2 protein-coding genes and 1 pseudogene are annotated in these 1,321 nt (G+C 61.3%); 2 read left to right on the top strand and 1 reads right to left on the bottom strand.

Translation table 11 applies throughout. The features are described from left to right. Positions 1-88 (bottom strand): annotated as a pseudogene (locus tag ACQKP2_RS32955) (tRNA threonylcarbamoyladenosine dehydratase); the annotation flags it as partial. On the opposite strand from ACQKP2_RS32955, the gene ACQKP2_RS32950 reads away from it, so the two are divergent. Continuing rightward, the gene (locus ACQKP2_RS32950) at positions 88-609 is read left to right on the top strand and encodes a PilZ domain-containing protein (protein WP_427582397.1); all 522 of its coding nucleotides are present in this window, start codon (positions 88-90) and stop codon (positions 607-609) included. The pseudogene ACQKP2_RS32955 and the gene ACQKP2_RS32950 sit on opposite strands and share 1 nt — an antisense overlap. A 14-nt stretch (positions 610-623) precedes the next feature. Next, on the top strand, positions 624-1,321 hold a 698-nt coding region (locus ACQKP2_RS32945), incomplete at its 3' end, for a glycerophosphodiester phosphodiesterase (protein ID WP_427582396.1).

Here is a 1,321-nt window from a genome sequence, read left to right as displayed (position 1 = left end):
GGTCGACGACCTGAATCAGCGTCGGATCGATCTGCCCGCCTGCACCGCCGGTGGTGATGATCTGGATCTTGCGGCGCTTGCACCAGGCTGGAAATTAGGCCCCTGTCCGCGCCTGAAGCCGCAGGCCAGGAAGTGTTGCAGGATGCTTCCCCACTCTTCAATCTGCTCAGCGAGTTGCACCTGAGTGAATTCGAGTCGCAGCACCTGTTGCGCCAGATCAGCGAGCGCGACCGCAACCTCGCGGCATTCCTGAAATCCCAGAACAAGCGCATCGATTTGCTGAGCCAGGTGATCGCCATCACCGTACTGGGCCAGATCGGTGAGCCGCAGCCGGTGATCATTTCCGAAGGCGGCATCGACTTTCAACACCCCACCCCCATTGCCACCGATGCACGCCTGTCGATCAAGCTGGTGCTGATGCCGCAAGCCCTGGGCCTGTTGCTGCGTGCCCGCGTCACCCATTGCGACCGCAAGGGCGATGGCTACGACGTCGGCACCGAGTTCGAACACCTGACCGATGCCCAGCGACAGTTGCTTGCTCGCTATATCTTGCAGAAACAGGCCCAGGAACGACGCCAGGCCCGTGAACTACTCGAATCAGGCAATTAATTTAAGGAAGAACCGTGACTCTGATCTACGGCCATCGCGGCGCCAAAGGCGAAGCACCGGAAAACACCCTGACCAGTTTTCAGGAATGTCTGAAACACGGCGTACGCCGTTGCGAACTGGACCTGCACCTGTCCATGGATGGCGAGCTGATGGTCATCCATGACCCGACCCTCAAGCGCACCACCGACCGGCGCGGCAAGGTCGTCGAGCACACGGCGGCGGAGCTGGTGACCTACGACGCACGCAAGGGCGGGCCGGGCTGGATCAAGCCGTGCCCGATTCCGACGCTGGAAACGTTGTTCGAACAATGCGATTTCGAACACTGGCAACTGGAGGTCAAGAGCGCCTCGCGCACCCGTGCCGCGACCACCGTACTGGCGATCCGCGAACTGGTTCAACGCCATGGCCTGCTGGACAAGGTGACGATCACCTCGAGTTCACGGGAAGTACTGAAAGCCGCACTGGATCTGGTGCCGGACGTGTCCCGCGGCCTGGTGGCCGAGTACGCCTGGCTCGACCCGCTGAAGGTCGCGCAAAGTTATGGCTGCGAGATTCTGGCGCTGAACTGGACGCTGTGCACGCCGGAACGCCTGCAAAAGGCGCAGCGTCAGGGGCTGCATGTGTCAGTCTGGACCGTCAACGAACCTGCGCTGATGCGCAGGCTCGCTGACTTCGGCGTTGACAGCCTGATTACAGACTTTCCCGGTTTGGC

This window comes from Pseudomonas sp. NPDC089569, from assembly GCF_050280625.1.
GTDB lineage: Bacteria > Pseudomonadota > Gammaproteobacteria > Pseudomonadales > Pseudomonadaceae > Aquipseudomonas.
Note: the sequence above shows the minus strand (reverse complement) of the source record. Positions and strands in the feature narration are given on the sequence as shown.